A 25,584-nucleotide genomic window follows, 5' to 3' on the forward strand; every position below is an offset into this window, starting at 1 on the left:
CAATATCGCCCTTTCTTCGTCAGGAAATATGATCTGCCCAAGGAAGATCGGCATTAGTGTGCCACAGAAGGTGTCAATGTATGAATGCTTGTTGCGTGCGTGGATGCAAGCTAGAGGAGACGGAGTTCACAAGAAGGACAAACAACATCCCGTTCGGTGACCGTATCACCGCAAGCGGGACAGGGTTCAGAGAACGAAGCGGAGGAGGATTTGTTGGTCGCTTGAGCTGCAGATGGCTCATCCGAGTTGTCCGTGCCGCTCCGCAGGTGAGCAGGCGTGCCGAACAACGTCTCGACCATATCCCTTACCGTCTTGGAGCTGTCCGAGTCGCCAGAGGCAACACGGATGATCAAGAACATGGCGCTAATTAACGCACCAGCGAGCAGCAATACAAGCGTTGTTGCCCCGATGTCGATCCAGTTCATCTCATCACCTGCCTTATCCGTTCACCTGATAACGGCTTTCGAGACTTTTGCCCCCGAACCACATGACCAGCACTGCTGTTATAGAGACAAAGATGCGCCATGGCTCATCGACGAGATTGCCGATATCGAAGCTGATGAGCGAGATGCAGAAGATCATAACCGCTTTGCCCATGATGGTGGCGAGCAAGAACGTATGGAATGGTACGCGGCTTAGTCCGGATACGACTGTAATGATGATGGATGGCGTGAACGGGAAACAGGCAAGCAAAAACAAAGGTGTAAAGCCGCGTCGTTCGATCCAATTAAAGAAACGAGCAGATTTCGGGAAACGCCTCATGAGTCTGTCTTTGACGTTTTTGCCTAGCGCACGACAAATCAGGAATACACAAATGGCGCCAGCAGTAACCCCAATCCAGGAGAATAAGAAGCCGAATCCAAGTCCATAAATGTTGGCGTTCGCGGCGACAATCAGAATCAGTGGCAGGAAAGGCAGGAAAGATTCGATAAACGGAAGTAAAAGACCGGGCAGAGGCCCGAATTGCGAATAACTTTCGAGCGTGCGCTGAATACTGTCGATATCCATATTCTTAAGATGGTTAATCCAGTCTTGCCAAGTGCTCAAAGAACTCATGATTTAGCCCCAATCCCCTTCAATGAAGCATAAAATATTCCGATAAGCGCAAAGATAACGGCGCTTGTCCAGAACACAGCCGATTCGCCGCCCCATAACGCGAGCACACCGCCGACAAGGGGACCGATCATAACGCCTATCCCTTCGAATGTGGACAAGAGCCCCCAGCCAACGCCCTCTTGTTTAGGAGGTACGTATGAGGCCAGCAATGCGTTCCAAGTTGGCAATATGGTTGCGTATGACAGACCCAGAATGACCGCGATACCTAAACAATACCAGAACGACAGACCCCATGCCAAGATATATAAGCCAGCGGCAAATGCCCCGAAGCCGATGACCAGAAACCAGCGTCCTCCGCCTAGCCTGTCCGATAGCTTGCCCATTGGAATCATACCGCCAACGGCAAATAAACCGCCTGCTGTGAGGAGGATCGAATATTGGGCACCGCTTAGTCCCAGCTCATCGCTTGCGAAGTTGGGCAAGATTGGAATGAGCATGCTGGCGGCCATCGTCTGCAGAATCATGCCCGGTAACAGCAGTCGCATCTTGAACAATCTATCTTTGAGCACGACAACTTGCCGCTTCAGCGGGATACGTGTTGTACTGGGCAGCGAATCCTGTTTCCGCATAAAGAAGGAGAGGAGGCAGGCCAGCACCGAAAGCAACACGAGCAGGAGGTAAGTCAGCGATGAACTATAGTCGAGAAGAATATTGCAGACGATAGGTCCGCTGCCTAGACCAAACAACCAGATGGTATACAGAAAACCCATCTGCGTAGCTCGATGCTCCTCGGTTACCTTGGTTAAACAAACAATCCATATAGGTGACATGCCGATCCCGTAGATGGCGGCAGCACCGATGAACATCCACGGCACGTCCGCGAACTGAAGCACATAAACGCCGGCAAGCGCTATAATCAGACTGACCTGTACCACGAGACGCGCGGAGAATCGATCTAACAAATATCCGATCGCAATCTTAAGGATGGTATCCGTAATATAGTGAGCGGAGATGGCCGCGCCAATGACATCGGGCGACAGACCTAGCGAATTTGCCCCATAGATGGGGAGCAGGCTAACCAATACGGCACCACGAACAAATTCAACGATGAACATGACAACCGAAATGAGGCGCATCTCCGCCCCGAACCAATGTTTGGACTGAATAGACACCGTAAGGACTCCTTTGCGGACTAGAAAATAGAGGTACGTTTCATTATACCTATATTGGATATTATATCCAAAATAATGGATTCAGCCGCACTACCCCCCGCATATATCGAATAATTGCCATGGGAGTTCGGTGCTGAGGCCGAAGAGATTTGAAGCTGCCGTATGTTAGTCCGACACAGCTCAAGCTTCTGGGGGCTTGAGAGCAGCTCTTGTACAGCTGCAGCCAGAGCAGCGGCATCCTTCTTGATAAAGGCGGCTCCTTTGGAAGCGAGATAGAGAGCATTTTGTTTCTCTTGCCCGGGGACGGGACGATAGACGAAGGTAGGGAGACCGGTCGCAATCGCTTCGGCTAGTGTAATGCCGCCCGGCTTCGTGACTAAGCAGTCGGATATCGACATGAGTTCATGGATGGCATGCAGATAGCCGAAAATATGCAATTGTCCATTCGTACGTTGCTCAGGGAACTGATCCTTCAGCTCTTCACGAAGTCGTTGGTTCTTCCCGCATACAACGGCAAGCTGCAGATCGGAATGCTGTAACAGCCTATCGATAAGATGAGGCACATCCGGCATGACGCCTTGGGCGCCTGTCATGATCAGTACAACCTTTTTGGCAGGATCGATTCCGTAATGGTCATACAGCTCACGTGTAGCTGCAGTCTGCTGGAACCCTGGCTTTAAGGGGATACCGCTGGTAAGCACACTTTGGGCGGGGATCCCGAGCGCTCGCAGCTCGTTGCTGAGATCCTCGGTCGCTACATAATAACGATCTATATAAGGATGAACCCATCTTCGATGCAGATCAAAGTCTGTTATGACGGCATAAGACGGGATGGTACGTGAAAGCTGCTCTCTCTTGAAAGCTGGCGGCATCCCATAAAGCGGGAATGTATAGATGACGGCATCCGGTCGTTCTTCCATCAATACTTGACGTATCTTATGACGACCAAAAGAATGCAGCCAGCTGCCGAATAAGGAATTAGGTTTCATTGGTTTGGTCACATCATACATCCACCCGTACAAATAGGGCATATGCGTGTAGCTGCTTTGATAGAATCTGCGGGTCATCCCGCTAAGCCAAGGATGTGATTCGGCCATTAAGTCACAAAGAACGGTTCGATTGTTGCCAAGCCGCTCCAAGGCGCTTTGCAGGGCTCTCGCTGCTTGGACATGCCCTTCGCCGTACGAAGCGTACAGGATCAATAGTTTAGGCTGTGGGGAATTGGATACATAAAACATGGGCACACCTCCTGATCCCATTCTATTAACTGAATGTTATTGGTGAGTGAACGCAGTTTGGATCCTTTATTTATTTTTTGTATACTTACTTTAGAAAGTGATGATCTATGGAGAAGGAGCGATGATGGATGAAGTATGCTTATTTGGGCCGTTCCGGCTTGCGTGTGAGCCGACTGTGCTTGGGAACGATGAACTTTGGCGTCGACACCGAGGAGAAGGAAGCCTTCAGCATTATGGATGCCGCGCTGGATGCGGGAATCAACTTTCTGGATACCGCTAACATCTACGGCTGGGGTGAAAACGCAGGTCGTACGGAAGAGATCATCGGCAAGTGGTTTAAGCAAGGTGGGGGTCGCAGAGAACGTACGGTGCTGGCTACTAAAGTGTATGGCGACATGCATGATTTGTATGACGGTCCTAACAGAGATCAAGGCTTATCCGCCTACAAAATACGTCGACACCTCGAAGGCTCTCTTAAGCGGCTTCAGACGGATCATATCGAGCTCTACCAGATGCACCACGTCGATCGTAACGTGAATTGGAGCGAGCTATGGAGCGCGTTCGGCACGGCGCAGCAGCAAGGGAAGATCGGATACGTTGGCGCCAGCAACTTTGCCGGATGGGATATTGCTGTCGCACAGGGTGAAGCGAAGGCAAGAGGCGTGTTAGGGCTTGTATCCGAGCAGCACAAATACAATTTGTTGTGCAGGCTGCCAGAGCTGGAAGTATTGCCGGCATCCCAGGCGCTTGGTCTAGGCGTTATTCCTTGGAGTCCGCTGGATGGAGGTTTGCTCGCAGGTAACCATCGCCGTAAGGAAGGCGGTCGCAGGAGCGGGGATCAGAAGCGGGTAGACAAACACAGCAAGCAACTCGAAGAGTACGCAAAGCTGTGCGATGAGTTAGGCGAACCCGAGGATCTGGTATCACTCGCGTGGCTGCTCTCGAACCCGGCTGTGACAGCGCCGATCATAGGCGTACGAACCTTGGATCAATTCAATCGTTCACTCAGGGCGGTAGAGTTGGAGCTGGATGAGGCAACCTTGGCGCGGATCGACGAGATTTTCCCCGGTCCAGGTGGAGAAGCGCCTAAGGCGTATGCTTGGTAAGCGGGGATTGGATGTGAAGATTTACATCCTATGATGGTCGAGGGGCATTGTATGTAGAATTTCACATACGTTGGGGCGGTATGGTTGGCTCGAGGGGCATTGTATGTAGAATTCTACATACGTTTGGGCCGGGTGCTTGGGTCGAGGGGCATTGTATGTAGAATTTCACATACGTTTGGGCGTAAGGTTGGGTTGCGTGATGCTAATAAATAACCACGTCTCCCATCATTGTGATCCGAGAGTTTCAATTCGGAGCAACTATGAAGGATAACGTGGTCATAGCGCGATCGCAAGTTCAAATAAGCAGGTTGAACAGGACCGGATCTTTGTTCAACTCGAGAAACTGAAAGCCTTTTTTGGACATACGCTCGATGAGAGGATTGTAGTCTTCACGATGTTTGAGCTCGATGCCAACGAGAGCAGGGCCATTGTCCTTGTTTGACTTTTTGGTATATTCGAAGCGGGTAATATCGTCGTTTGGCCCAAGCACCTGATCCAGAAATTCGCGCAATGCGCCTGCACGCTGCGGGAAGCTCACCATGAAATAATGTTTGAAGCCTTCGTAAATAAGCGAACGTTCCTTGATCTCCTGCATGCGATCGACGTCGTTATTTCCGCCGCTCACAACACATACAACGTTTTTGCCAGCGATCTGGTCGCGGTATGCCTCAAGTGCTGCAATGGGCAGAGCCCCGGCAGGCTCGGCTACGATGGCATTTTCGTTGTATAGATCCAGCATGGTCGTACATACTTTGCCTTCCGGCACGGTGATCACATCATCCAACAAGTCGCGGCATATCGCGAATGTCAGATCGCCTATTCGCTTGACGGCAGCGCCGTCCACGAATTTGTCGATCTGCTCCAAGGGGATAACTTCTCCGGCATCAAGAGAGACACGTAATGAAGGAGCGCCTTCGGGCTCGACTCCGATGATTTGGGTGGAGGGAGAGACGATTTTGATATAGGAGGCTACTCCCGCAGCCAGACCGCCGCCGCCCACCGTAACAAAGATGAAATCAGGAGCAGCGTCTGCCTTCTCCATCAGCTCTTGGCCGACGGTGCCGTTTCCTGCGATGATTTTGCGATCGTCGAAGGGGTGGATAAACGCCATGCCGCTTCGTTTGCTCTCTTCAATAGCTTCTGCATAAGCGTCATCGAAGGTGTCGCCTGTTAGAATGACTTCGACCTGATCACCGCCGAAGAAGGAAACTTGTTTCACTTTTTGCCGTGGGGTAGTGCTAGGCATATAAATTTTGCCGGGAATACCAAGTGTCTGACAGGAGTAGGCAACGCCTTGTGCATGATTGCCTGCGCTGGCGCAAACGACACCTTTGGCGAGGTCTTCGGGAGGCAGGGAGCGCATGAGATGGTAGGCTCCTCTTATTTTGAACGAACGGACAATTTGGAGATCCTCGCGCTTAAGCCAAACCTGACAGCCGAATCTCTCGGACAAGACGCGATTATATTGTAAGGGCGTGCGGACGACCACATCCTTCAGATGCATGTGCGCTTGCACGATTTCCTCCAGACCAATGCGTTGCAACGATTGAGTGCTCATAACGAACGGAACCTTCCTTCTAGCTTATAATTAGTTCATAGTTGAGAATCATTATAACACTTTTGTTCATGGACGTGGGTGATAGTTCGAGAGAGAGGGGAGAGGAATATTGGGAAAAGCATTGAAGAGACTAATGGGGCTTCTCCTCTTACTGCTGTTGCTTATTGCCGGCGGTTTGTGGTGGCTGCTATCATATATTGCGCCTGACGAGAAGCTGGACTTATCCTATCAGAATATAGATGTGCGTCAGAAGGCCACGGATATGGTCAAGCAACTGAAGCCGGAGCTTGTACTTACTGAAGTTGATATAAATAACTTGATCAAAAAAAATCTCGATCCCAACATAAACGACCATGTTGTCGTGGATGGTGCTTCGTTCGATCTGGATGGAGATCGGCTGGTCGCCAATATGAACATTACCTATCGCGATCTCGTGCCGATGGCTGTCCGTGCAGAATATCAGCTGGAGTGGCAGGATCCTAATCTGGCGCTTAGACCGCAATCGTTAAAGGTGAAAGGGATAGAGCTCCCGCTTGATATGCTGGATACGTACGTGTTTGACCTGGATCTGCCGACAGGAGATTTGGTGCAGGTAAGCGAAGTGCGATTCCAAGGTGAATCGGTCACCGTTAAGTTTAAGCTAAGTATGCCTTTTTAGACTTGTTCGTTTTGCGAAGCATGTGTGAATGAGCATTTAAACCAAATTAAGTGAAATGAAGTCAAATGAATTGGAATCAAATGAAAACAAATCAAACCCTCTCGAAATCTTGGATGTCGAGAGGGTTTGATTTGTTTGGTTTTTGGCGATGGAATTAGGAAAGCTGGTGAATGGACCATACGATCCCTTGGCTGCTGCCGCCGCCGAGGGAGAGGCTGATCGTTAATCCATTAGCCTCATAGAACAGACCGATTTGATCATTTGCGTTAAGCGTAACGTCTCCTGCGAGGGTGATAGAGCTGCTTCCAAGAATCGTGCGAAGCGTAAGTAACAATGCAATGCTGACGTTAAGGACCGGGAAAATGCCGGTGATCAAATCTGTTGTACTCGGCGTTATTCTTCTGACAGTAAACGCGGGAATAATTCCAGCGCCAAGCTGAACTGTAATGGTGGCGGCAGTAGAATAATTTATAGTTGCTTTAATCGAATATCTACCAGTCGTTGGAACAGTGTAGACGCCTGTGGTTGCATTAAAGTTGGCGTTGCTGATATACGGGCTTGCCGTCGACCAGTTTGTCAATTGCCCAGTAGTGTTTAATGTAAGTGCGTTGATACGTCCTGAAAATCCATTAGTGGCAAAGTTGGGACCAGTTGCGCCCGTCGCACCCGTCGCACCCGTCGCACCTGTTGTTCCGGTAGGCCCCGTCGGGCCGGTAGCACCATCGGCGCCCGTTGGTCCGGTGGGACCGGTCGAGCCGGTTGCGCCATCGGCGCCCGTCGGACCAGTAGCACCGGTCGCGCCATCGGCGCCTGTTGGTCCAGTGGGACCGGTCGCACCATCGGCACCTGTCGGACCAGTAGCACCGGTAGCGCCATCAGCGCCCGTCGGACCAGTAGCACCGGTCGCGCCATCGGCGCCTGTTGGTCCAGTAGCACCGGTTGCGCCATCGGAACCTGTTGGTCCAGTAGAACCGGTCGCTCCGGTTGCACCATCGGCGCCCGTCGGTCCAGTAGCACCGGTCGCACCATCGGCGCCTGTTGGTCCGGTGGGACCTGTGGCGCCGGTCGCACCGTCGACACCCGTCAGTCCAGTAGCACCGGTCGCGCCATCGGCACCTGTCGGACCAGTAGCACCGTCAGCGCCTGTTGGTCCAGTGGGCCCGGTCGCTCCGGTTGCACCATCGGCGCCTGTTGGTCCGGTAGCACCGGTAGCGCCATCGGCGCCCGTCGGTCCAGTAGAACCGGTCGCGCCATCGGCGCCTGTTGGTCCGGTGGGACCGGTCGCACCATCGGCGCCCGTCGGACCAGTAGCACTGGTCGCGCCATCGGCGCCCGTTGGTCCGGTGGGACCTGTGGCGCCGGTAGCGCCATCGGCACCTGTCGGACCAGTAGCACCGGTCGCGCCGTCAGCGCCTGTTGGTCCAGTGGGACCGGTTGCGCCATCAGCGCCTGTTGGTCCGGTAGCACCGGTCGCGCCATCGGCACCTGTCGGTCCAGTAGAACCGGTCGCGCCATCGGCGCCCGTCGGACCAGTAGCACTGGTCGCGCCATCGGCGCCCGTTGGTCCGGTGGGACCTGTGGCGCCGGTCGCGCCATCGGCACCTGTCGGACCAGTAGCACCGGTCGCGCCATCAGCGCCCGTCGGACCAGTAGCGCCATCAGCGCCAGTTGGCCCGGTGGGCCCCGTCGCACCATCGACGCCCGTCGGTCCGGTAGGACCTGTGGCGCTGGTAGCGCCGTTGGCACCTGTCGGACCAGTAGCACCGGTCGCGCCGTCAGCGCCTGTTGGTCCAGCAGCTCCGGTCGCGCCATCGGTACCTGTCGGTCCAGTAGCACCGGTCACGCCATCGGCGCCCGTCGGTCCAGTAGCACCGGTCGCGCCATCGGCACCCGTCGGTCCAGTAGAACCGGTCGCGCCATCGGCACCTGTTGGACCAGTAGCACCGGTCGCACCATCGGCGCCTGTTGGTCCAGTGGGCCCGGTCGCGCCATCGGCACCTGTCGGACCAGTAGCACCGGTCGCACCATCGGCGCCTGTTGGTCCAGTGGGCCCGGTCGCGCCATCGGCACCTGTCGGACCAGTAGAACCGGTCGTGCCATCAGCGCCGGTTGCGCCGTCAGCACCGGTCGCGCCGTCAGCGCCTGTTGGTCCAGTGGGCCCGGTCGCTCCGGTTGCACCATCGGCGCCTGTTGGCCCGGTAGCACCGGTCGCGCCATCGGCGCCCGTTGGTCCAGTAGCACCGGTAGCGCCATCGGCACCTGTCGGACCAGTAGCACCGGTCGCGCCGTCAGCGCCTGTTGGTCCAGTAGCTCCGGTCGCACCATCGGCGCCTGTTGGTCCAGTGGGCCCGGTAGCTCCAGTGGGCCCGGTAGCTCCAGTTGCTCCGTCGACACCCGACGGTCCAGTAGCACCGGTAGCGCCATCAGCGCCAGTTGGTCCGGTGGGACCTGTGGCGCCGGTAGCGCCGTTGGCACCTGTCGGACCAGTAGCACCGGTCGCGCCGTCAGCGCCTGTTGGTCCAGCAGCTCCGGTCGCACCATCGGCACCTGTCGGTCCAGTAGCACCGGTAGTACCATCGGCGCCCGTCGGTCCAGTAGCACCGGTAGCGCCATCGGCGCCTGTCGGACCAGTAGCACCGGTCGCGCCATCGGCACCTGTCGGTCCAGTAGCACCGGTCGCACCGTCAGCGCCCGTCGGTCCAGTAGAACCGGTCGCTCCGGTTGCACCATCGGCGCCTGTTGGTCCAGTGGGACCGGTCGCACCATCGGCACCTGTCGGTCCAGTAGCACCGGTCGCACCGTCAGCGCCTGTTGGTCCAGTAGCACCGGTAGCGCCGTTGGCACCTGTCGGACCAGTAGCACCGGTCGCGCCGTCAGCGCCTGTTGGTCCAGTAGCTCCGGTCGCACCATCGGCGCCTGTTGGTCCAGTGGGCCCGGTCGCTCCGTCGACACCCGACGGTCCAGTAGCACCGGTCGTGCCATCAACGCCAGTTGGTCCAGTGGGACCGGTCGCACCATCGGCACCTGTCGGACCAGTAGCACCGGTAGCGCCATCAGCGCCCGTCGGACCAGTAGCACCGGTCGCGCCATCGGCGCCTGTTGGTCCAGTAGCACCGGTTGCGCCATCGGAACCTGTTGGTCCAGTAGAACCGGTCGCTCCGGTTGCACCATCGGCGCCCGTCGGTCCAGTAGCACCGGTCGCACCATCGGCGCCTGTTGGTCCGGTGGGACCTGTGGCGCCGGTCGCACCGTCGACACCCGTCAGTCCAGTAGCACCGGTCGCGCCATCGGCACCTGTCGGACCAGTAGCACCGTCAGCGCCTGTTGGTCCAGTGGGCCCGGTCGCTCCGGTTGCACCGTCAGCGCCTGTTGGTCCAGTGGGCCCGGTCGCTCCGGTTGCACCATCGGCGCCTGTTGGCCCGGTAGCACCGGTCGCGCCATCGGCGCCCGTTGGTCCAGTAGAACCGGTCGCGCCATCGGCACCTGTCGGTCCAGTAGCACCGGTCGCGCCATCGGCGCCCGTCGGACCAGTAGCACTGGTCGCGCCATCGGCGCCCGTTGGTCCGGTGGGACCTGTGGCGCCGGTAGCGCCATCGGCACCTGTCGGACCAGTAGCACCGGTCGCGCCGTCAGCGCCTGTTGGTCCAGTGGGACCGGTTGCGCCATCGGCACCTGTCGGTCCAGTTGCACCGGTAGCGCCATTGAAACCTGTCGGTCCAGTAGCACCGGTCGCGCCATCGGCGCCTGTTGGTCCGGTGGGACCGGTAGCGCCATCGGCGCCTGTTGGTCCGGTGGGACCGGTCGCGCCATCGGCGCCCGTCGGTCCGGTAGCACCGGTCACGCCATCGGCACCTGTTGGACCAGTAGCACCGGTCGCGCCATCGGCGCCTGTTGGTCCGGTGGGACCGGTCGCGCCATCGGCGCCCGTCGGTCCGGTAGCACCGGTCGCGCCATCAGCGCCTGTCGGTCCAATAGTACCGGTAGCGCCATCAGCGCCTGTTGGTCCGGTGGGACCTGTGGCGCCGGTCGCACCGTCGACACCCGTCATTCCAGTAGTACCGGTCGCGCCATCGGCACCTGTCGGTCCAGTAGCACCGGTCGCACCGTCAGCGCCTGTTGGTCCAGTAGCACCGGTAGCGCCATCGGCACCTGTCGGACCAGTAGCACCGGTCGCGCCGTCAGCGCCTGTTGGTCCAGTAGCTCCGGTCGCACCATCGGCGCCTGTTGGTCCAGTGGGCCCGGTAGCTCCAGTGGGCCCGGTAGCTCCAGTTGCTCCGTCGACACCCGACGGTCCAGTAGCACCGGTAGCGCCATCAGCGCCAGTTGGTCCGGTGGGACCTGTGGCGCCGGTAGCGCCGTTGGCACCTGTCGGACCAGTAGCACCGGTCGCGCCGTCAGCGCCTGTTGGTCCAGCAGCTCCGGTCGCACCATCGGCACCTGTCGGTCCAGTAGCACCGGTAGTACCATCGGCGCCCGTCGGTCCAGTAGCACCGGTAGCGCCATCGGCGCCTGTCGGACCAGTAGCACCGGTAGCGCCATCAGCGCCTGTTGGTCCAGTAGCACCGGTAGCGCCATCGGCGCCTGTCGGACCAGTAGCACCGGTAGCGCCATCAGCGCCTGTTGGTCCAGTAGCACCGGTAGCGCCATCGGCGCCTGTCGGACCAGTAGCACCGGTAGCGCCATCAGCGCCTGTTGGTCCAGTAGCACCGGTAGCGCCATCGGCGCCTGTCGGACCAGTAGCACCGGTAGCGCCATCAGCGCCTGTTGGTCCGGTAGCACCGGTCGCGCCGTCAGCGCCTGTTGGTCCAGTAGCTCCGGTCGCACCATCGGCGCCTGTTGGTCCAGTGGGCCCGGTAGCTCCAGTTGCTCCGTCGACACCCGACGGTCCAGTAGCACCGGTAGCGCCATCAGCGCCAGTTGGTCCGGTGGGACCTGTGGCGCCGGTAGCGCCGTTGGCACCTGTCGGACCAGTAGCACCGGTCGCGCCGTCAGCGCCTGTTGGTCCAGCAGCTCCGGTAGCGCCATCGGCACCTGTCGGTCCAGTAGAACCGGTCGCTCCGGTTGCACCATCGGCGCCTGTTGGTCCAGTGGGACCGGTCGCACCATCGGCACCTGTCGGTCCAGTAGCACCGGTAGCACCATCGGCGCCCGTCGGTCCAGTAGCACCGGTAGCGCCGTCAGCGCCCGTCGGTCCAGTAGCACCGGTAGCGCCATCGGCACCTGTCGGTCCAGTAGCACCGGTCGCACCGTCAGCGCCCGTCGGTCCAGTAGCACCGGTAGCGCCATCGGCGCCTGTCGGACCAGTAGCACCGGTAGCGCCATCAGCGCCTGTTGGTCCAGTAGCACCGGTAGCGCCATCGGCGCCTGTCGGACCAGTAGCACCGGTAGCGCCATCAGCGCCTGTTGGTCCGGTAGCACCGGTCGCGCCGTCAGCGCCTGTTGGTCCAGTAGCTCCGGTCGCACCATCGGCGCCTGTTGGTCCAGTGGGCCCGGTAGCTCCAGTTGCTCCGTCGACACCCGTCGGTCCAGTAGCACCGGTAGCGCCAGCGGCGCCTGTTGGTCCAGTGGGCCCGGTAGCGCCATCAGCGCCAGTTGGCCCGGTGGGTCCCGTCGGTCCGGTCGCACCGTCGACACCCATCAGTCCAGTAGCACCGGTCGCGCCATCGGCACCTGTCGGTCCGGAAGGCCCCGTCACGCCGGTAGCACCATCAGCGCCAGTGAGCCCTGTCGCGCCTGTTGGGCCATCGACACCTGTTGATCCAGTAGGTCCAGTCGCACCAGTTGGACCATCAGCGCCCGTTGGTCCAGTGATCCCCGTCGCACCATCAGAGCCGGTAGGCCCCGTGGGGCCGGTTCCACCAGTTGCGCCGGATTTTCCTTTTTTTCCTTTTATTCCAGCAGATCCTGTAGGACCAGTCGGTCCTGTTGCTCCTGTCGGCCCGACAATGCAGCATTTTTTAGAAGCTTTTGGGCAGTTCTTATTAACCTCTTTTCGCCCAAGTTGTTGTCTGCGTAACTTGTTAAGTATAGTTGTCGAGCAGCAGACCTTATTGAATTTCGTCCGACTCATGTCCGCTTCACCCCAATAATTACTAGCCCAATCAGTGTATGTTGGTCGAGATAGAGTGGGAACATTTTTTGCAGTAAGAACATAGGAAGAAGAGGGGAGAGCCCACTTGCTTCACTTAAAAAGCTCGGCAATGGATTCCATTGCCGAGCTTGTTTGAGATAAAGCGGATTATGCGATTTGATGAATTGACCAAGTTACTGGAGCTTCGGTTCCTCCTAAATCTAGAGTAAGTGTCAGGCCGTCTGAGAGGTAGAACAAACCTACTAAGTCACCAGCAGTCAGCTCGACATCACCGGAAAGTGTCACAGTACCGTTGCCTAGTACAGTTCTGAGCGTGAGGACCAGCGCTACGTTGACGTTTAGTAATGGGAACAATCCGGAAATCATGTTAGTCGCTGTAGTGATATTTGTTACGGTGAAGGCTGGATTGATACCGGCTCCTAAAGAAATCGAAACGGCAGCTGTAGTCATATAAGTTATTGTAGCTTTTATCGAGTATCTTCCCGTTGCCGGAGCAGTGAATGTTCCAGTAGTAGCATCGAATGAAGGATCGCTATAATAAGGTGGGGAAGTCGTAACCCATCCAGCAAGTTGCCCACTTGCAGAAATAGAAGCAGCTGAACGAGATGCGGAGAAGCCATTTTCTCCGACACTATCTCCCGTAGGCCCTGTTGGTCCGGTAGGTCCCGTTGCACCATCAGCCCCTGTCGGTCCGGTAGGGCCAGTTGCACCGTCGGCACCTGTCGCACCGTCAGCACCAGTGGCCCCAGTCGCGCCGTCGGCGCCTGTCGGTCCAGTAGGTCCGGTTGCGCCATCGGCGCCAGTGGCACCTGTCGCGCCATCGGCACCCGTGGCTCCAGTCGCGCCGTCGGCGCCCGTGGCTCCAGTCGCGCCGTCGGCGCCCGTCGGTCCGGTTGCGCCATCAGCGCCAGTGGCACCTGTCGCGCCGTCTGCACCCGTGGCACCTGTAGCACCGTCGGCACCCGTGGCTCCAGTCGCGCCGTCGGCGCCTGTCGCGCCGTCGGCGCCTGTCGGTCCAGTAGGTCCGGTTGCGCCATCGGCGCCAGTGGCACCTGTCGCGCCATCGGCACCCGTGGCTCCAGTCGCGCCGTCGGCGCCCGTCGGTCCGGTTGCGCCATCAGCGCCAGTGGCACCTGTCGCGCCGTCTGCACCCGTGGCACCTGTAGCACCGTCTGCACCCGTGGCACCTGTAGCACCGTCGGCACCCGTGGCTCCAGTCGCGCCGTCGGCGCCTGTCGGTCCAGTAGGTCCGGTTGCGCCATCGGCGCCAGTGGCACCTGTCGCACCGTCAGCACCAGTGGCACCTGTAGCGCCATCGGCACCCGTGGCTCCAGTCGCGCCGTCGGCGCCCGTCGGTCCGGTAGGTCCGGTTGCGCCATCAGCGCCAGTGGCACCTGTAGCGCCGTCAGCACCCGTAGGTCCAGTAGCACCGTCAGCTCCGGTAGCCCCAGTTGCGCCAGTTGGACCAGTTACGCCGTCAGCACCCGTGGCACCTGTCGGTCCAGTAGGTCCGGTAGGTCCGGTTGCGCCATCAGCGCCAGTGGCACCTGTAGCGCCGTCAGCACCTGTGGCTCCAGTCGCGCCGTCAGCACCTGTGGCTCCAGTCGCGCCGTCAGCACCCGTGGCACCTGTAGCACCATCGGCGCCCGTAGGTCCAGTAGCACCGTCAGCTCCGGTAGCCCCAGTCGCGCCCGTAGGTCCAGTTATGCCGTCAGCACCCGTGGCACCTGTAGCACCATCAGCACCCGTGGCACCTGTAGCACCATCGGCGCCCGTAGGTCCAGTAGCACCGTCAGCTCCGGTAGCCCCAGTCGCGCCCGTAGGTCCAGTTACGCCGTCAGCACCAGTGGCACCTGTCGCGCCATCGGCACCCGTGGCTCCTGTCGCGCCGTCGGCGCCCGTCGGTCCGGTAGGTCCGGTTGCGCCATCAGCGCCAGTGGCACCTGTAGCGCCGTCAGCACCCGTGGCACCTGTTGCGCCATCGGCGCCCGTAGTTCCGGTAGCCCCGTCAGCTCCGGTAGCCCCAGTCGCGCCGTCGGCACCCGTGGCACCTGTTGCGCCATCGGCGCCCGTAGTTCCAGTAGCCCCGTCAGCTCCGGTAGCCCCAGTTGCGCCAGTTGGTCCAGTTACGCCGTCAGCGCCAGTGGCACCTGTTGCGCCAGTGGCACCTGTTGCGCCATCGGCGCCCGTAGGTCCAGTAGCACCGTCAGCTCCGGTGGCCCCAGTCGCACCAGTAGGTCCAGTTGCGCCATCAGCGCCAGTGGCCCCAGTCGCGCCGTCGGCACCCGTAGTTCCAGTAGCACCGTCAGCTCCGGTAGCCCCAGTTGCGCCAGTTGGTCCAGTTACGCCGTCAGCGCCGGTAGGACCAGTAGCGCCCGTCGGTCCAGTAATTCCGCTAAGAGTATTCTCAATGCGTACTATTGCAGAACCTTGGGTAACTGTTATATCAAGGGTGTCAGATTCGAAAATAAGGTTTTCGCCAACCTCAACGGTAGCCGCTCCAACTTCACCTATTACGTTGAAGAGAACACCTTCTATTGTGCCAGTAGGACCAGTCGGTCCCGTTGCACCATCAGCTCCCGCTGGTCCAGCAGGTCCAGTGGCCCCCGTGGCTCCTGTGGCACCATCAGTGCCATCGGCGCCAGTGGCGCCTGTCGCACCGTCAGCGCCCGTAGGTCCAGTCGCACCATCGGCACCAGTGGCGCCCGTCGCACCATCAGCACCAGTCGGTCCAGTAGCACCATCGGCGCCAGTTGCCCCGTCAGCGCCAGCAGGTCCAGTGGCGCCAGTCGCTCCGTCAGCGCCAGCAGGTCCAGTGGCGCCAGTCGCCCCGTCAGCGCCAGCAGGTCCAGTGGCGCCAGTCGCCCCGTCAGCGCCAGCAGGTCCAGTGGCGCCAGTCGCCCCGTCAGCGCCAGCAGGTCCAGTGGCGCCAGTTGCCCCGTCAGCGCCAGCAGGTCCAGTGGCGCCAGTTGCCCCGTCAGCGCCAGCAGGTCCAGTGGCGCCAGTCGCCCCGTCAGCGCCAGCAGGTCCAGTGGCGCCAGTCGCCCCGTCAGCGCCAGCAGGTCCAGTGGCGCCAGTTGCCCCGTCAGCGCCAGCAGGTCCAGTGGCGCCAGTCGCCCCGTCAGCGCCAGCAGGTCCAGTGGCGCCAGTTGCCCCGTCAGCGCCAGCAGGTCCAGTGGCGCCCGTAGCCCCGTCAGCGCCAGCAGGTCCAGTGGCGCCCGTAGCACCGTCAGTGCCAGCAGGTCCAGTAGGTCCCGTTGCTCCTGTTGCGCCGTCAGCACCGGCAGGTCCAGCAGGTCCGGTAGCGCCTGTAGCTCCGTCAGCACCGGCAGGTCCAGCAGGTCCAGTAGCGCCCGTAGCACCCGCCGGTCCGGTAGCGCCCGTAGCTCCTGATGATCCAGTAGCGCCCGTAGCACCCGCTGATCCAGTAGCACCCGCCGGTCCGGTAGCGCCAGTAGCTCCTGGTGATCCAGTAGCGCCCGTAGCACCCGCTGATCCAGTAGCACCCGCCGGTCCGGTAGCGCCCGTAGCTCCTGGTGATCCAGTAGCGCCCGTAGCACCCGCTGATCCAGTAGCACCCGCCGGTCCGGTAGCGCCTGTAGCTCCTGTTGATCCAGTAGCTCCAGTAGCACCATCACGTCCGCGAGGTCCGTCATCTCCTTTGTGTCCACGAGGTCCGCGTTCGCCTTGTGGTCCAGTCGGTCCAGTCGGCCCCGTTGGCCCCACAGGCCCCCTGCATCTTTTGATAACGGTAATTCTTCTGTGCCCTTTTTTCTTGCAACCGCAAACTTTCTTTTTACAACATTTCTTCTTTTTACCGTGTTTGTAAGAGGAGCTGGTGTGAATGCTTTTGGGACTCTTTGTTATTTTGGATCGTTTATTTACTAGTTTGATGAGTCTAGTTTTCTTTGATGACTTATCCAGTTGGAACACCTCCTTATAATCTTCTCCATATTACGAGGAGATTCGCATACTGGTGTGTACGTTAGCTGGTAGACTCATGCACTTGTATAAAAATGGATGAATGTACATTTCATTGAATTTGCAATACTTGTAGACCACTATACCCTGGTTAGTTGTAAAAGTATAAGCACCAAAGTTATGAATTGGACAGCTACAAGTAGGCAATGTTTTAAGAGAATTGAGAGTGTATGCTTTGGAAATGGGTGAGATGATAACTGCCATTCGAATGCAGAACCATAATAATCTTGAAAAAATAATAAAAAAAGTAACAAGCCAATTCCGATGAACTGGCCTGTTACTTTTTTAAAGATGTTTACATTAATCTATCGTGATTCCTGCGCTACCGTATCCTGCTACTACATTGGCGAGGCTGATGCCACTGGCAGTAATGTAGAAAGCTAGGATTAAGCGGGTTCCGGCTGTTACAGGTATCGCAAGTCCAGTTACGAGCGCATCAGTAATTTGGCCAATAGTGACGATGCCTGAGAGTTGAGGAGATAGGATCGCATCCGTCCCCGGTATTGACGTAAACGTATTGTTTGGTGTTGTAGAGCTAAATAACTGAGCGTGGACGGTTATCGTTGAACCAACTAGCGATAGGGCAGCGGTCGTGCTGAAGAAGGCTGCAATGGAGGTAATCGTCCCGTCACGAGGAACAGAGAATGCGAAATTCAGCAATGTTCCAGCTGCGCCAGTTAAGTCTAACGTATTGCCTAGAAGTAAGGCAGTTGGTGCGCTGGATCCAAACCCAACCAAACCTACAGTATCTGCCAAACCAGTTAACACGGATGTGAGCACAATCGGGAGTCCGGATGCATAGGGGATAATTGCACCTGCACCTGTGGCGCCTGTAGCACCAGTCGCGCCGTCCGCGCCTGTGGCACCCGTGGCGCCAGTCGCACCAGTCGTTCCGTCTGCACCTGTGGCGCCAGTCGCGCCATCCGCGCCATCCGCGCCCGTGGCGCCAGTTGCGCCAGTCGCGCCATCCGCGCCATCCGCGCCCGTGGCGCCATCCGCGCCCGTGGCGCCAGTTGCACCAGTCGCGCCGTCCGCGCCGTCCGCACCCGTGGCGCCAGTCGCGCCGTCCGCACCCGTCGCGCCAGTCGCGCCGTCCGCACCCGTGGCGCCAGTCGCGCCATCCGCGCCCGTGGCACCAGTCGCGCCAGCGGCGCCGTCCGCACCTGTGGCACCTGTGGCGCCAGTCGCGCCATCCGCGCCATCCGCGCCATCCGCGCCCGTGGCGCCAGTCGCACCAGCGGCGCCGTCCGCGCCCGTGGCACCTGTGGCGCCAGTCGCACCAGCAGCGCCGTCCGCACCTGTGGCACCAGTGGCGCCAGTCGCACCAGCGGCGCCATCCGCGCCCGTGGCACCTGTGGCACCCGTCGCGCCAGCGGCGCCGTCCGCGCCCGTGGCACCTGTGGCGCCAGTCGCACCAGCAGCGCCGTCCGCGCCCGTGGCACCTGTGGCACCCGTCGCGCCAGCGGCGCCGTCCGCGCCCGTGGCACCCGTGGCGCCAGTCGCACCAGCGGCGCCAGTCGCACCAGCAGCGCCATCCGCGCCCGTCGCGCCAGCGGCGCCGTCCGCGCCCGTGGCACCTGTGGCACCCGTCGCGCCAGCGGCGCCGTCCGCGCCCGTGGCACCCGTGGCGCCAGTCGCACCAGCGGCGCCAGTCGCACCAGCAGCGCCATCCGCGCCCGTCGCGCCAGCGGCGCCGTCTGCGCCCGTCGCGCCAGCGGCGCCATCCGCACCCGTGGCACCTGTGGCGCCAGTCGCGCCAGCAGCGCCGTCCGCGCCCGTGGCACCCGTCGCGCCGGTCGCGCCAGCGGCACCGTCCGCGCCTGTGGCGCCAATTGGACCTTGCGCGCCTTGCGGGCCTTGAGGACCCGCTGGTCCTTGGAGCCCTTCAGAGCCTTGCGGTCCAGCTTCGCCTTGCGGACCTTGCGGTCCGATAGGACCCTGCTGCCCGGTTGCGCCTGTCGCCCCCGTTGTACCTGTTGCACCGGTGACGCCCTGGAAGCCCTGAGGACCTTGTGGACCGGCCGGTCCTTGTGCGCCGGCTGCGCCTGTGGCGCCCGTAGAACCAGTAGCTCCTTGGAGTCCTTGCGGTCCTTGTGCGCCTACCGGTCCGGCATTGCCTTGAGGCCCCTGAGGTCCCTGTGGCCCCTGAGGACCTTGGGGTCCAACCGCGCCTTGCGGACCTTGTGGACCGGCATCACCCTGGATGCCTTGCGGACCTTGTGGACCAATAGCTCCCTGAGTGCCTTGCGGACCTTGCGGTCCAATCGGTCCCTGAGCGCCCGTGGCACCGGTATTGCCGGTAGGACCCGGAGGACCGCCTGCTGGTCCGGTAGCGCCTGTTGAGCCTGTCGGTCCAGCAGGTCCTGTCGGACCAGTGTCGCCTGTACGGCCGCGTTTGCCGCGATCGCCGTCATCGCCTTTTTTCCCTCGATCACCCTGCGGTCCTGTTGGCCCAATCTCGCCTGTCGCGCCTGTTGGTCCTGTTGGTCCCGTTGGTCCGACGAGATCACCGTGGTGGCAGTGTCCGCCGCCTGATGTTTTTACAATAATTCTTTTTTTTCTTTTATGCGTATGTTTTGGGGACTTCCCGCCGCTGTATCGGCTTACGAATACAAGTTGTTTTTTGACGGAACGACGTTTCCTCTTCGAAGATTCTTTCAGGGTAAGCACCTCCTAGTTGTTTATCCATCTTACGAATCGATGGGCGTGGGTGACTGGGTTCAGGGGCTATATTGTGTAGGCGAGTAACCATTTTTCGAAAAATGGGCGTAAGTCAGCAAGTCCGCCGTTCAGATTCAGACTTATCCAGGCATTGACAAAATAATTGAGAATCGTTATCATATATAAGAAATTGATAATCATTATCACTGTTAAGGAGACGCTAAACAATGCGAACGGATACCCAGAAGCCATGGAACTGGCTGTTGTTCCCATTCTCGTCGGTGAAGGCAACCCCATACGGCGTATATGCGGGCTCTGTTGGATATGGTGTATATGAAATAGACGGAAATTCCAACTGGGGCAAGCTCGATGAGGGTCTGCCGGACACGGCATGTATTCATCGACTTCAGTTTCAACATGAGCTGTTACATGCCTGCACGAACCAAGGATTGTTTGAATGGATGGGCGAGTATTGGGAGAACGACGGTTTGACATTGCCGTGTCACCAGTATCGTAATATTGGCGGTGCGCAGTATGCGGCAACGGATAACGGACTCTGGATGCGTACAGGAAGCCAGTGGGGCTTGCTCGCATGCGAAGGCAAACGAATTTATGATTTCATTAATCTTCCTCAATATGTCATTGTCGGACATGAGTCCGGCATCTCCTTATATGACCGCTTCATGGATGAGTGGGCTGAATTTGAGCTTAATCGGCGGGTATGCAGTCTGGCGGTGTTTCAGGGGCATCTCATTGGTGCAAGTGATCAGGGAGAGCTGCTTGTCGGGGATAAAAAAGGACGGTTCGACCGGATTTCGTTCGGAGGCAAATTTATTTTCTCCGTAACGAGCAAGGGCAGGGATGTGTTTGTCTGCACGGATCAAGGTTTGTATTCGTTAGCCTACGTGTCGGATCGGCTGCTGCTGATCTCCGTCAAGGTAGGTTATCCCGTAACGGATGTCGATGTACAAGGCGAGAAGCTCTATATGGCAACCTTGTTCCAAGGCGTTCAATCGATTGATTGGTAGAGAATGATTGTTGAGATAGGAGAGGAGCGGAGGCAATGCCGAAAGTCATCGTGCTCTACACAAGTTTGACAGGCAATACTGAAGAGATGGCGGAATCGATCGCCCAAGGTGCGAAGGAATCGGGGTTTGAAGTCATCTGCAAGGAAGCTTACGATGCCAAAGCTGCTGATCTGCTCGAATACGACGGAATTATTATCGGCGCTTACACTTGGGGTGATGGCGAGCTGCCGGATGAGTTCCTTGATTTCTTCGAAGACATGGACGGACTGGATCTGTCCGGTAAGCAAGCCGCTGCATTTGGTTCAGGTGACACGAGCTATCCTGTCTATTGCGGCGCGGTGGATTTGATCGAGAATAAGCTGTCCGAGCTGGGAGCTAAGATTGTATGCCCAGGCCTAAAGTTCGAATACAACGCGTCAGACGAGGAGAAGGAAGAAGGCAAGCGATTAGGATCATTAGTGGCAGGTGTATTGTGCAAAAGCTGATGCCGCCGCTCGTACGTATCGAAGACGGCAAAATCGAGCAGATCATAAGAGGTGCAAGCTCGATTGCGCGGGATGGCGCGAGGACTCGCTATGGATGGGGTAGAGAGAGGCAGGAGGACAACTGGACACAGCTTGCGCTTCATTCCGCTTGTCTTGCGGTAGGCGACCTTTGTCTCATCCCCGCGAGCGAGAGGACGTATGCGGATGTAGAAACCTCATGTATGCGCCGGTTTACGAATCGCCATTATCGATTTAACTCCCCGGAGCATTTCTTGCAGACGAGGCAGCAAATGATTACCAACCTCCAGAAGTTTTTTGTAGATGAGCCTTGTAATGGCACATTAATGACCCGATTCGAGACATTTATGGTCTATGTGGAGGAGCTGGATATGGAATTGTCACAGCGATTTCACCTCATCATCATGCCAGAGGCGAACAAGGGAGACTATATCGTCCAGAAGCTTGTTGTTGATGATAATCTCGAAGCAATGGAGCTGTATTTCCATATGACGGTTGTATTCGGGATGACCGCATTCGGTCATCTGCCTTCGCGGATCGAAGCCATTATGCCGCTTAGCGGCAAACGATTGAGCTGGAAACCGGATGGTGCGAAGTGGCAGCAGTCTATGGATTATATGCGTCTCGTGAAGTCCATGCTGGGAAGCAGTAACGTAGGGCCTGCAGCTGCCATTGCCGTTCCGATTTCCTAAGTGGCGCTAGAATACGGGAATATCGATTAATCTACCAGTTTGAGTCCCACGACGCAGCCAATGACGCCTGCGGTGCAGATGATGCGCAGCAGGCTCTTCGGTTCTTTGAAGAACGTCATACCGATGACCGCGGCGCCTACGTTGCCGATCCCCGTCCATACCGCATAGGCGGTTGAGGGGAGATGGTTTCGAGTGCCCCGAGCAACAATTGAAAGCTGACGATGAAACCGCCGATTAGGATGATATTGTTGGTCCAATTATTTTTTTCGGCAACTCGTTTAATGCCAATGACTCCCCGATTAAATATCCATGCTTCATTCATTTGGTTTCATTCCCTCCTCCGCTTAGCTTTAGCCCGATAATAAACAATAGCAGCAGTCCAATAATGCCAACCCTGGCATAGCTGATAGCGCCTTCCATTATGGCTTCGACGACGATGACGGTTCCGATTGTCCCAATCCCTGCGAATACGGCATAGACCGTGCCCACCGGCAGTACCTTGGCAGCCCTTATAATTAGATCGAAGCTTAGCAGCAGGGAAGCTAGCACAAGCAGGGATGGCACGGCTTCGTATTTGAAGCCCATTGCCCAAATAATTTCTAACGCTCCACCGATCGCGACGTATAGCCATGCACGGTTTTTGGTCAGAGACTGGCCTTTATCTATCGTTTGCTCTGGGAGTGGTTCATTCATGAGAGCGATCGCTCCTTCCTAAATCAATTTCAGTAGTCGTGAGAAGAGTAAGCCGATACTTCGTACGAAAATACTCATTGTTGATTCAGCAGCAGCCCATTACAATAGGATAAAGCACTCACATCAACGTTGTCATGCTGGGGGAGATTTTTTGTCAGACGATTTATTAGTTACGTTTCGTTCGCCGCCTTTGCCTTTTTTTATCGAATCCAATCGCACAACATACCAGCCTGGTGACGAACATCCCAATCGGACGAACCTAGGTGTTTTTGATATGCTTTTTGTCAACGAGGGAACGCTATATGTCGCCGAAGATAACAACAAATGGACACTCACGCCTGGTGACGCGCTTATTCTGAGGCCGGACCGCTGGCATTACTCCTATAAACCTTGCAGTGAGGTGACCGTGTTTGACTGGGTACACTTTCAGGCGGCCGGCGCCTGGGAGGAGACGGACGCGAATCAACCGGGGACGCTGCGTGGAGATTATTATACCTATGCGATTCGGCTGCCCAAACGGATGAAGCTCAGCTACCCCGACGAAGCGAAGTTAATATTCTCGCAGCTGCACGAAGCCGCCAAAAGTTCGTCCCATGGGGCATTCTGGGATCGGCAGCAACGGTTCCTTCATCTGCTGCAGATGATGGACGAAGGCTGGCGTTCCGACGCGGCCAAAGCGGCGGTATCCATCGCGGAACGAGCCGCGGCTTATTTGAAGCTGAATTACAGGAGCACCATCAGCAACGGGATGCTGAGCGAGGTGCTGGATCTTCATACGAACTATATCACGCGTTGCATGACTGAAGTGTTCGGTTGCACGCCGCAACAATATTTGTTGTATTACAGGCTCGATCAAGCCAAATTGCTGCTGATCAAGACAGATTGGACGATCGCACGTATTGCGGAAGAAACAGGCTTCAGGCAGACGCCTCATTTCTCAAGGCTGTTCGCCGCACATACCGGTATGCCGCCGCTAAAATTTCGTAAACGTTTTACCGCCTAAACAGTTGCGCCTATGTGCTTAAACAGTTAGAAGACTAATGGGATGAATGGTTTATGGAGAATAATGTGCGTGTAGTTAATTACCTGCGTTTCGTATAATTTCCAACTTCATAACGAAAACTGTAATCAATAATCCGATGCAACCAGAGAAGGAGCGATTGCGATGATTGAACGGTTTTCGTTAACGGCGGAGATTGGCGAATTGATGGACAAATTCACAGTAAACAAAAATATGAAGGGGCATAAAGGCCGCTTCAACATTACGCCGACGCAAGACGTAACCATTATTATGAACGACAGACATGATCAACGTGTCCTGCAGGATGCCCGGTGGGGATTGTTCCCGTTCTGGGCGAAGGATTCGGTGAATACGGATCATATGACGTTAGCGGAAAAGCCGTTTTTGGATCGGATGCTGCGCAGACAACGTTGCATCATCCCTTGCAGCGGCTTCTACGGCCAGAAGACATTCGGACAGGAACGCGACCCGCGCGTTATGCATACCATCGTGCCGAACCAGCCGCTGATGGGCATTGCGGGCATCTTCGATTGCTGGCGCCACGTCAATGGAAGGGAAGAAGTGCGCGCCTTTACGATGGTGACAGCGGCAGCCTCGGGATCCATGTCCGTGTGGCAGCCTCGCGTCCCAGTCATCCTTGACGAAGAGGGAATGGAGGATTGGCTGAACCCTAAGATTAAGGAGTTCAGCAAGCTCCGCAAACATTTGGAAGCGATGGATGGTTACCTGATGCGTTCCTATCCTGTCACCAACGCAGTACGCGATGACTGGTACGAAGCGCCGGATTGCGTCTTGGAAATCCGGATGCCGGATTTCGCTTAAGCGTAGGCGAGAGTGAGGGCGGTTATATGAGGTCGATATGTCGTTGAGAACGACATAATGGCTGCAGCCAAGATTAAATAATGAGAACAAAGAGGTCGAGCCTCTGTAAGTTGACTTCATCAACTTTGCAGAGGCTCGACCTCTTTGTGTTTCTATTGTTTTTCTATCAGCTTGTTACTATCCGCTCATCACCATCACCATCACCATCACCATCATCATCACCATCATTATATGCGTATTACGTATCTCTTACTTACCAAATGAGCAATGTTTTAGCTGGCTGAGCGCGTACGAAGTACTTCAGAGGTGAGCAGAGGCACGACTTCGAACAGATCGCCGACGATTCCGTAATCGGCGATACTGAAGATTGGCGCATCGGGATCCTTGTTGATCGCGACGATTGTGCGCGACTGACTCATTCCAGCCAGATGCTGAATGGCGCCGCTGATGCCGCAGGCGATGTAAAGCTGCGGCGTCACGACTTTGCCGGTTTGCCCAATCTGCATGGCATAGTCGCAATAACCGGCGTCGCAAGCGGCGCGCGAAGCGCCGACCGCGCCGCCGAGCGCCGCAGCCAGTGCTTGCAGCGGCTCAAAGCCCGCCGCGCTGCGCACGCCCCTGCCGCCCGACACGACAATGTCGGCTTCGGCGAGGTCAATGCCTCCGGCAGTGCGGCGGACTACGCCGCGCACTGCCGTCAAGAGCGGCGGCGCCGCATAAGCGAGCACGGCGACCGTGCCGCCTCTACCGCCGGCGTCCAGCGGTTCCGCCGGCGGGAGATTGTTCGGGCGCACCGTGACGATCCACGGGTGCCCCGGCTCGAAGACGCGCCGCTCGAACGCCTTGCCGGCGTAGAGCGGGCGAACGAAGCCTACTTCGCCGCCATCGGCTGGCTCGATCGCGATGACATCAGCGATGTGGCCAGCGCCATATGCCGCGGCAACGCGCGGCGCTATCTCGCGCCCTATGGCTGTATGGCCGAGCAGGAGGACATCTGGCTGAACGGTAGACATTGCAGCACCAATTACGGCGGCGTATGTCTCAGGTGTATAGCCGAGCAGCGAGGGATCATCGGCGATGTGCACAACATCTGCTCCGCGGTCAATTAAGGCAGCGGCATCCTCGGCAGCGCCTCCTGAGCAAGCGATAACGGCATGCACACTGCCGTCGTCTCCAGCTAGAAGTTTAGCTGCTCCAAGCGCTTCGAATGCAACTCGCCTTAGTGCCCCATCACGTCGCTCCGCATAAATGAGTACTGTTCTGCTCATATCTTGTAACTCCTCTCAGAAAAAAATATCTCCGAA

General features: G+C 57.7%; 17 protein-coding genes and 1 pseudogene. 7 read left to right on the forward strand and 11 right to left on the reverse strand.

Going from position 1 to position 25,584, the window contains the following annotated elements; genetic code table 11:
• Nucleotides 1–110: 110 nt before the first annotated feature.
• From ACX1C1_RS10515 to ACX1C1_RS10530, 4 genes are read right to left on the reverse strand one after another with little or no spacing between them, the layout of a single operon-like run.
• On the reverse strand, nt 111–425 hold the full coding sequence (locus tag ACX1C1_RS10515) for a zinc ribbon domain-containing protein (RefSeq protein ID WP_458957025.1): 315 nt from the start codon (nt 423–425) through the stop codon (nt 111–113).
• A gap of 13 nt (nt 426–438) precedes the next feature.
• Nucleotides 439–1,056 (reverse strand): TVP38/TMEM64 family protein, encoded by a 618-nt coding sequence (locus ACX1C1_RS10520; RefSeq protein ID WP_458957026.1) that lies wholly within the window; start codon nt 1,054–1,056, stop codon nt 439–441.
• The gene (locus ACX1C1_RS10525; RefSeq protein WP_458957027.1) at nt 1,053–2,228 is read right to left on the reverse strand and encodes an MFS transporter; all 1,176 of its coding nucleotides are present in this window, start codon (nt 2,226–2,228) and stop codon (nt 1,053–1,055) included. The genes ACX1C1_RS10520 and ACX1C1_RS10525 overlap by 4 nt, the downstream gene beginning before the upstream one ends.
• A 20-nt stretch (nt 2,229–2,248) precedes the next feature.
• The gene (locus ACX1C1_RS10530) at nt 2,249–3,466 is read right to left on the reverse strand and encodes an MGDG synthase family glycosyltransferase (RefSeq protein ID WP_458957028.1); all 1,218 of its coding nucleotides are present in this window, start codon (nt 3,464–3,466) and stop codon (nt 2,249–2,251) included.
• A 128-nt stretch (nt 3,467–3,594) separates the two neighbouring features.
• Between ACX1C1_RS10530 and ACX1C1_RS10535 the strand changes: the two genes are divergently transcribed.
• Entirely contained in the window at nt 3,595–4,572 is a 978-nt protein-coding gene (locus ACX1C1_RS10535; RefSeq protein WP_458957029.1) for an aldo/keto reductase, read from the forward strand.
• Nucleotides 4,573–4,867: 295 nt separating this feature from the next.
• On the opposite strand, the gene ilvA is transcribed toward ACX1C1_RS10535, so the two are convergent.
• Complete coding sequence (gene ilvA, locus ACX1C1_RS10540; RefSeq protein ID WP_458957030.1) at nt 4,868–6,130, reverse strand: threonine ammonia-lyase IlvA; 1,263 nt, start codon at nt 6,128–6,130, stop codon at nt 4,868–4,870.
• 109 nt (nt 6,131–6,239) lie between these two features.
• Here ilvA and ACX1C1_RS10545 point away from each other — a divergent pair, with 109 nt between their 5' ends.
• A complete protein-coding gene (locus tag ACX1C1_RS10545; protein ID WP_458957031.1) occupies nt 6,240–6,788 on the forward strand; it encodes a hypothetical protein in 549 nt (182 codons plus the stop codon).
• A 154-nt stretch (nt 6,789–6,942) separates the two neighbouring features.
• Here ACX1C1_RS10545 and ACX1C1_RS10550 read toward each other — a convergent pair whose 3' ends face one another.
• From ACX1C1_RS10550 to ACX1C1_RS10560, 3 genes are all read right to left on the reverse strand, one after another.
• A complete protein-coding gene (locus tag ACX1C1_RS10550; protein ID WP_458957032.1) occupies nt 6,943–12,858 on the reverse strand; it encodes a hypothetical protein in 5,916 nt (1,971 codons plus the stop codon).
• A 168-nt stretch (nt 12,859–13,026) separates the two neighbouring features.
• Nucleotides 13,027–16,605: a beta strand repeat-containing protein gene (locus ACX1C1_RS10555; protein WP_458957033.1), complete on the reverse strand. Its 3,579-nt coding sequence runs from the start codon at nt 16,603–16,605 to the stop codon at nt 13,027–13,029.
• Nucleotides 16,606–17,160: 555 nt separating this feature from the next.
• A complete protein-coding gene (locus tag ACX1C1_RS10560) occupies nt 17,161–19,530 on the reverse strand; it encodes an exosporium glycoprotein BclB-related protein (protein ID WP_458957034.1) in 2,370 nt (789 codons plus the stop codon).
• A 218-nt stretch (nt 19,531–19,748) separates the two neighbouring features.
• On the opposite strand from ACX1C1_RS10560, the gene ACX1C1_RS10565 reads away from it, so the two are divergent.
• From ACX1C1_RS10565 to ACX1C1_RS10575, 3 genes are read left to right on the forward strand one after another with little or no spacing between them, the layout of a single operon-like run.
• On the forward strand, nt 19,749–20,549 hold the full coding sequence (locus ACX1C1_RS10565) for a hypothetical protein (RefSeq protein ID WP_458957035.1): 801 nt from the start codon (nt 19,749–19,751) through the stop codon (nt 20,547–20,549).
• A 35-nt stretch (nt 20,550–20,584) separates the two neighbouring features.
• Entirely contained in the window at nt 20,585–21,034 is a 450-nt protein-coding gene (locus ACX1C1_RS10570; RefSeq protein ID WP_458957036.1) for a flavodoxin, read from the forward strand.
• On the forward strand, nt 21,022–21,744 hold the full coding sequence (locus ACX1C1_RS10575; RefSeq protein ID WP_458957037.1) for a hypothetical protein: 723 nt from the start codon (nt 21,022–21,024) through the stop codon (nt 21,742–21,744). Before ACX1C1_RS10570 ends, ACX1C1_RS10575 begins: the two co-directional genes overlap by 13 nt.
• A gap of 26 nt (nt 21,745–21,770) precedes the next feature.
• On the opposite strand, the pseudogene ACX1C1_RS10580 reads toward ACX1C1_RS10575, so the two are convergent.
• Nucleotides 21,771–22,066, reverse strand: a pseudogene (locus ACX1C1_RS10580) (DMT family transporter).
• A complete protein-coding gene (locus ACX1C1_RS10585) occupies nt 22,063–22,437 on the reverse strand; it encodes a DMT family transporter (protein ID WP_458957038.1) in 375 nt (124 codons plus the stop codon). The pseudogene ACX1C1_RS10580 and the gene ACX1C1_RS10585 overlap by 4 nt, the downstream one beginning before the upstream one ends.
• A gap of 151 nt (nt 22,438–22,588) precedes the next feature.
• Here ACX1C1_RS10585 and ACX1C1_RS10590 point away from each other — a divergent pair, with 151 nt between their 5' ends.
• Together ACX1C1_RS10590 and ACX1C1_RS10595 are read left to right on the forward strand one after the other, a co-directional pair.
• Entirely contained in the window at nt 22,589–23,440 is an 852-nt protein-coding gene (locus tag ACX1C1_RS10590) for an AraC family transcriptional regulator (RefSeq protein WP_458957039.1), read from the forward strand.
• Between the two features lie 162 nt (nt 23,441–23,602).
• Nucleotides 23,603–24,280, forward strand: a complete 678-nt coding sequence (locus tag ACX1C1_RS10595) for an SOS response-associated peptidase (RefSeq protein ID WP_458957040.1) — start codon at nt 23,603–23,605, stop codon at nt 24,278–24,280.
• Between the two features lie 272 nt (nt 24,281–24,552).
• Here the strand turns inward: ACX1C1_RS10595 and ACX1C1_RS10600 are convergent, their stop codons facing one another.
• Nucleotides 24,553–25,548, reverse strand: coding sequence for an electron transfer flavoprotein subunit alpha/FixB family protein (locus ACX1C1_RS10600; protein ID WP_458957041.1), 996 nt, complete (start codon nt 25,546–25,548; stop codon nt 24,553–24,555).
• Nucleotides 25,549–25,584 lie beyond the last annotated feature (36 nt).

This window comes from Paenibacillus sp. strain BS8-2 (genome assembly GCF_054483835.1).